1 protein-coding gene is annotated in these 8,102 nt (G+C 64.6%); it reads left to right on the top strand.

Annotated features, from left to right (window positions below; genetic code table 11):
• Window positions 1-15 precede the first annotated feature (15 nt).
• The gene (locus RMO95_RS11440; protein ID WP_409574945.1) at window positions 16-8,040 is read left to right on the top strand and encodes a tandem-95 repeat protein; all 8,025 of its coding nucleotides are present in this window, start codon (window positions 16-18) and stop codon (window positions 8,038-8,040) included.
• Window positions 8,041-8,102 lie beyond the last annotated feature (62 nt).

Below are 8,102 nucleotides of genomic sequence, written 5' to 3'. Positions count from 1 at the left end.
GCCGATGCCACCATCGTGACCCTGACCGCCTCGGCGGCGAGCGTGACCGAAGGCGCAACGGCGATCGGTTATGAGTTGGCATTGAGCAACACACCGCTCAGCGACGTAACCGTGACTCTCAGCTACAGCGGCACGGCGACAGACGGCAGCGACTTCACGGGTGTAACCACCGTGACGATTCCAGGGGGCAGCACATCGGCAAGCTTCGATATCGATACTATCGACGATGCCCTGGCCGAAGGAGCGGAGACCTTTACGATCAGCATCGCGGGAATGAGCGGTGGCGGCCTTGAATCATTGGTGGCAAATCCGCTGGCGAGCAGCGTCATGACGACGATTGATTCCAGCGACAATCCTCCCGTCAACACCGTTCCCGTCGCGCAGATTGTTGCAGAAGATACTGCCAAGGTGTTCAGCGATGCCAACGGCAACGCAGTCACAGTCGCGGACGTGGATGGCGGGACGCTCACCACGACGGTCGACATTGGAAATGGCACCCTCACGGCGGTCGCTTTTGCAGGCGCCACGATTACCAACAATGGGACGGGGACCGTCACGATCAGCGGTACTGCGGCAGCAATCAACGGCGCGCTGAACGGCTTGTCCTATGCGCCCGCCGCCGACTACAACGGTTCGGCGACCCTGACTGTGACTACCAGCGATGGAACCCTCAGCGACACCGATACGGTGGCGATAACGGTAACCGCAGTCGCCGACATAGTGGCTGACAGTCTGACCACCAATGAAGACACGGCCATCGTGGCCAACGTGATCACGGGCACCAACGGTGCCAGCGCGGACAGCTTCGAAGGCGCGCCGGTGCTGACCAGCGTCACCCAGGGCAGCAACGGCACGGTGAGCTTCACCGCGGCCGGTGCGGTGACCTACACGCCGAATCCGAACTACAACGGCAGCGACAGCTTCACCTACACGGTGACCAGTCCGGCCGGGGTGACCGAGACGACGACGGTGAATGTGACGGTGAATGCCGTGAATGACGCGCCGGTGGCAAACGCAGATAGCTATTCCGCAACTGAAGGCGTGGCCACGGTGCTGGGCAATGTGCTGAGCAACGATACCGATGTGGAGAGCAGCCCGCTTACGGCATTCCAGTTCGCTACAGATGGTGCATCGCCGGCAAGCCTGGTCAATGGCAGCAATGCGGTCACGACGCTTCTGGGCGGCACCGTGGTGATGAATACCGACGGCAGCTTCACCTATACGGCGCCGGCGCAGATGAACAACCCGACCGCCGTTCAGGACAGCTTCGTCTACAAGGCATCGGACGGCAGCCTGAGTTCGGGCTGGGTCACCGTGAATCTGGATATCACCGACTCGGCGCCGACGGCAGTTGCGGATACCGACGATGTAGGGCACAGCGCGACGACCTACGGCAATGTGATCACGGGCGCCGGCGGCGGGGCGGATACGCTCGGCGCCGACAGCGTGGCGATCAGCAACGTCGTCTTCGGCGGGACGGAAATTTCCAATACGCTGGTCGGCGACGTCAGGACGATAGTCACAGCCAGCGGCACGCTGACGCTGAACCAGCTTACGGGCGAATACAGCTACGAGGACACCACGCCCAATCTGGTGGTGGCGGCCACGACCAATGTTGCCGGCTGGAATGCCGCCGGTGTCGACTTGTTCGGCTTCGACGGCAGCAACCCCTATGTCGGCGGAGTCGCGGCCAACGGTCTCAATACGGCGACACTCGATGCCACGGCGGTAGGCAAGGTGCGCTTCCGTGACAACGCCGGCACGAACAACGATGGACTCGGAGTAGAGACCGCTGCCGGTACCAGCAACACCAACCGGATCGAAAACGCCGAGGCGTTGGTGGTCGACCTGAATCTGTCGAGCAAGTCCGCCACCGTCACCCTGACCGATCTGGCGACGGGCGAAACAGCGACCTGGTATGCCTACGACAGTTCAGGCAACTATGTTGGCACGGGAACGATTGCCGGCAACGGAACGAACATTGCAGCCGCAACCATCACCACCGCAAGTTCGTTCCAGCACATCGTATTCACTAGCACCGGCGCGACTTACCGCCTGAACGGCCTCAACGCAATTCCCGAAGTGCCGGACCAGGTGTTCACCTACACCCTGACCGACGCCGACGGTTCGACCTCGGCGGCCAGCCTGACCATCAGCACCAGCGGCACCAACGCCTCACCGACGGCAGTGGCTGACACGGGTGCGGTCGATGAGGACGCCACACTGACCGTGAACACCGTCAATGGCGTGATCCAGGGCGTGGGCACCGACACCGATGCCGACAACACGACGGCATCGCTGGTGGTCAGCGGCGTTACTGCCGGGATCGGCGGGGTGGCCCAGGGAGTTGGCGTTGGCACCACGGTGACCGGCAGCTACGGCACGCTGACGCTGAATGCCGACGGCAGCTACAGCTACGTCGCCGATCAGACAGCGGCCGACGCGCTGGCTACCGGCGTCACCGCCAACGACGTATTCAGCTACACCGTGACGGACCCCAACGGTGCCGTGTCCAACAGCACCACGCTGACCATCACCGTCACCGGCACCAACGATGCGCCGGTAGCCAACGACGACACGCTGGTTGCCACGGAAGACACGCCGGTGACCTACACGGCAGCCCAGTTGCTGGGCAACGATACGGACGTCGATCTAGACACGCTGACCATCGCCAGCGTCACCAGCGGCAGCGGCGGCACGGCGGTGCTGAACGGCGACGGTACCGTGACCTTCACGCCCAACGCCAACTTCAACGGCACGGCAGACTTCACCTACACGGTGACCGATGGCAGCCTGACTTCCAACACGGCCACCGTCACGGTCAATGTCGCGCCCGTCAACGACGCGCCGGTCGCCAACAACGACACTGTGGCTACCGTTCAGGGCACGCCGGCGACCTATACCGCGGCACAACTGCTGGGCAACGACAGCGATCCCGAGGGCAGCCTGCTGACCATCGCCAGCGTCACCAGCGGAACGGGCGGCACGGCGGTATTGAATGGCGACGGCACGGTGACCTTCACGCCCAATCCTGGTTACAACGGCATTGCAGACTTCACCTACACGGCGACCGACGGTACACTGACCTCGAATACGGCGACGGTGACGGTCAATATCGCGGCCGCGCCGGTGCTGGACCTGGATGCCAACAACAGCACCGCCGGCGGCAGTGGCTTCCTGACCTATTTCGACACTGCCACCGGCACTCCGGTCACGATTGCGGATGCCGATGTCAGCGTCACCGACATCGACAGCACCAACATCGTGAGCGCAACCATCACGCTGACCAACGCCCAGTCTGGCGATTTCCTCACGGTGGGCAGTCTGCCGCCGGGGATCACGTCCTCGATCGTCGGCAATGTCGTCACGCTGACCGGCCCGGCGTTCTACACGGATTTCCAGACCGCGATCAAGGCCGTCAGCTTCGATACCACGAGTCTGGATCTCACCGCGCGGACCGTCACGGTCAAGGTCAGCGATGGCCTGAGCGACAGCAATCTCGCCACCACCACCATCAACATGGTCGGCGTGAATACGCCGCCGGTGGCCGACAACATCGCTGCCAGCGGCGCCGAGGATACGGCCATCGCAGTGACCCTGACCGGAACTGACAGCGACGGCACGGTCACCGGCTTCGTGCTGAGCTCGCTGCCGGTCAATGGCGCCCTGTATCTCGATGCCGGGCTGACCCTGCTGGCGCCCACGGGAACGACGCTGGCCGCCACGGGCGAGACCGTCACGCTGTACTTCAAGCCGCTCGACAACTGGAACGGCAGCACCGGCTTCACCTACACGGCCTCCGACAATCAGGGTGGGACATCGCCCGCGGCAACGGCCGGCATCACCGTCACGCCGGTTTCCGACGGCACGCCGGTCGCCAACGACGACAGCATCACGGTGGCGGCGGGCACCACGACCTTCATCGGCATCGCCTCCCTGCTGGGCAACGACACCTTGTTCGACGGGGCAGCCATCACCGGCGTTACCTCGCCCAGCGGAACCCTGACGCCGGTGTATGCCTCCGGCGTCCTTACCGGCTACGACTACACGCCGACGGGGGTGGGGTCCGACAGCTTCGTCTATACGATCACCGACAGCGACGGACAGACCGAAACTGCGACGGTGACATTGAACGTGGTCGATGCCTCCGACGATTTCGGCACCGTGTATGAATCGGCGCTGGCGTCGGGAACGGGCGGCGGATCGGCCGTGGCCAGCGGCAACCTGCTGGCCGGCGGCGAACTGGGTTCGAGCATTACCGGAATTGTGTACAACTCGACCAATTACACGCCATCCGGCGGCGTCATCACCATCGATACGGGAGTCGGCATACTTTCGGTCACCGCAGCGACCGGCGCCTACAGCTACACCCTGAACGGCGTCACGACACACGGCGCGCCGGGCTCCGGTACCGACACCGCAGTCCTGCAGGACTTCACCTACACGACCGACGTCGCCACCTCCGCGACACTCCATGTCACGATTCAGGACGACAAGCCGATCGTCAACAATCAGCTGGTCGAAGTCTCCGAATCGGTGGTGCCGAAGTTCTCGCTGGTGCTGACGGTCGACGTCTCCGGCAGCATGCTGGACGACGTGCGCTCGATAGCGGCGGATGGCACGGTCACCCTCACCACGCGCATGGAAATGGCGAAAACCTCGCTGATCGCCCTGGTCGAGGAGTATTTCAACCAGTCGCCCGAGGTCGAGGTCAAGATCGTCGCCTTCGAGGCCACGGCATCGACGCTGAATGGCGGCAACTGGTACACCACCAAGGAGTCGGCGATCGCCGGCATCAACAGCCTGACTGCCAACGGCGGTACCAACTACGAGGCGGCGTTGAACCTGACCAAGACCGCGCTCGATTCGACCACGCTGGGCGGCGAGGAAATCGTCTATTTCATGTCGGACGGCAATCCCACCTCCGGCAACACGGTCGATCCGGTTGGCGCGACGGGTTACGACACCTACGTCAACAGCAACGGCGTCCGGTCGTTCGCCGTGGGCATCGGGACCGGCATCACCAACCTGGTACCGCTCAACGGCATCCACAATGTCGATGCCGACGGCGACGGCGTCAAGGACGCCGCCATCCTGGTGCCGGACATCAACAAGCTCGACGAAGAACTGCTGGCTACCGTGCCGACCGGCTACGGCGGCAACGTGGTGGCGGGCAGCGGCATCCAGGGCGTGAGCTTCGGCGCCGACGGCGGCTACATCCAGTCGATCAGCCTGCTGCTCGACAGCAACGATCCCGATTCTGTGCCGGAACAACTGGTCACCTTCACCTTCAACCCTGCCGGATCCGGCTCGATCAGCCATGACGCCGGGGCCTGGCTTGCGGGCTTCCCGCTGGCGGGCAGCACGCTGGCGCTCGATGCCGCCAAGGGCTTCGCCTACGGCGATCTGGTGTTCGATTTCACCACCGGCGACTACACCTATTTCACCGGGCTCGGCGCGATCGAGGGCACCAGCTTCGACATGACCTTCGTCGCCCGCGACGCCGATGGCGATATTGCCTCGGCGGTGCAGACGGTTTCGATCGTCGACGGCCAGCCGGTCGCCCGTGCCGACACCGATACCCTGCGTGGTCTCGATACCTTGATGGAAGGCAATGTGATCAGCGGCATCGGCACCGACGGCGGCGTATCGCTGGGCGGAACCCTGACGGCCTTCACGCCGCAAGGCAGCGGTGTCGATTCGATCCGCGATGACGCCACCGTCACCTCCATCGTGTTCAAGGGCGCCAGCTTCGACCTCACCACGCCCGGCAGCGGCAGTGCGGTCGGCGGCAGCTACACGATCAGCGGCGGTACGCTGACCTGGAGCCACGCCAGCAACGGCAGCGAACTGGTCTTCGACCAGGGCGGCTATTACAAGTACCTGCCGCCGAGCGCCGATATTCCGCAGCCGGCCGTTTCCACCGAACTGCCGGTGGTGGCGCCGGTGCTGATGGTATCGAACCCGGCAGTCGCAGAGAATGCCGGCTACGCGCAATTCACGGTGAGCCTGTCATCGGCCAGCGCCACGGCTACCACTGTCACGCTGTCGCTGTCCGGGTCGTCGGGAACCGGCACCAACACGGCAACCGCCGGAACCGACTACTCGAACACAATCCAGTACTCCACGAACGGCGGGGCGAACTGGACCACCGGCACCTCGGCCACCATCGCCGCCGGCCAGACATCGATCCTGGCCAGGGTTGCAGTGATCGACAACGATGCCGCGACGGAAAACACCGTGGAGAATTTCCGGCTGACGGCAACGCGCACGGCGGGTACCACCTCCAACACCGCCTCCACCGGCGTCGCGGTCATCACCGAAGACGACTCGTTTAGCGGGACCAGCCCGGCAGTGGCCAGCATCAGCGACGTCACCATCGACGAAGCGGCCGGCACGGCCAGCTTCAGCATCAGCCTGTCCAAGTCACCGGGCAACAATGTGACGGTTTCCTGGACCACGGCCGACGGCTCGGCCCAGGGCGGGACGGATTACACCGCGAGCAGCGGCACCACGGCCAACTTCACGACGACCAACTGGGCGACTCCGCAGACCTTCACGGTGCCGATTCTGAATGACGCGATATACGAGGGCACCGAGACCTTCTACGTGCAACTGACGCAGACCAGCAACGCCGCCCGCGCCATCCTCGGCGATGCCTACGGCATTGCGACGATCACCGACAACGAGACCGCCGGCGTCGATCCCAACCCGCCGACGACGGTGGTCTTGACTGCCGACCCGGCGAGCAGCGGCATTACGGTGCAGGGCATGGCCCGCGACAGCACCGTGATCGGCTCCGCGGCGGTCAACTTCAATGCCACCAACGGCGTCGGCGTCACCGGCAACAGCTACACTCTGATGGACAACCTCGAAACCGTGGTGTTCGACTTCGACCGGGCCACTTATGCCCACGGCGTCGAGCAGATGCGCTTCCAGTTGTATACCGCCGACACCAGCGGCTATGCGATTTCGATGACCTTCACCTTCTACGACATCGACGGCCAGGAAATCGGGCAGAAGGCGGTGGGCGGCATCAACAACGCGACCACCTGGTTCACCATGCCGCAGGAATACGCCAACATCGGCCGGGTGACCGCCTTGGTCGGCGACGATACCTACTACGCCACACCACGCGCGGCGATCCGGGCCATGGAGTTCGTGCCGAGCACCGTCGATCTGGCGGCGCCGGCGATTCCGATCGAGGAGATCCAATACACCCTGACCGATACCGACGGCGACAGCTCGACCGCCACCCTGTCGCTCGGCCTGATCACCAACCGTTATGCCGGCACCGACGCGGTGAACGACAGCATCACCGGCTCGGATGCCAACGACCAGGTCTCGGGCGGCGGCGGCAACGATGTGCTGGATGGCGCTCTCGGCAACGACATCCTGCTCGGCGGCGAAGGCGACGACCTGCTGTACGGCGGCGCCGACCGCGACGTCCTCGCCGGCGGCGCCGGAACCGATACGCTGCATGGCGGCGCCGACAACGACGTGCTGCGCGGCGACGACGGCGCCGACATACTCAACGGCGACGCCGGCGACGATCGGCTCGAAGGCGGGGCAGGCGACGATGTCCTGTCGGGCGGCACCGGCGCCGACACCCTGAGCGGCGGCGCCGGCGACGACACCCTCTCCGGCGGACTGGGCGATCTGGTATCCGACACCTTCGAATGGACCCTGGCCGACGCCGGTGCCAAGGGGGCGCCGGCGGTGGATACGATCACCGACTTCGATGCCGCGGCGGCGCCTTCCGGCGGCGATGTGCTGGACCTGCGCGATCTGCTGTCGGGCGAGAACCAGGGCGCCGGCATCGGCAACCTGGCCAGCTTCCTGCACTTCGAGAAGAGCGGCAGCGACACCATGGTGCACATCAGTTCCAGCGGTGGCTTCGGCAGCGGCTATACGCCGGCGGCCGAGGACCAGACGGTGATCCTGCAGGATGTCGATCTGTACGCCTTCGTCGGCAGCAATGCCACCGATCAGCAGATCATTCAGGACTTGCTGACCAAGGGCAAGCTGATCACCGACTGACGCCAGGAACACGCCGGCGCCGACCCGCAAGAGTTGGCGCTGGCGACACGGCGCTCAGCGCT

The sequence above is a fragment of the Sulfuritalea sp. genome (assembly GCF_031426875.1).
Lineage (GTDB): Bacteria > Pseudomonadota > Gammaproteobacteria > Burkholderiales > Rhodocyclaceae > Sulfuritalea.
This window is presented reverse-complemented; position numbering and strand designations above follow the sequence as displayed.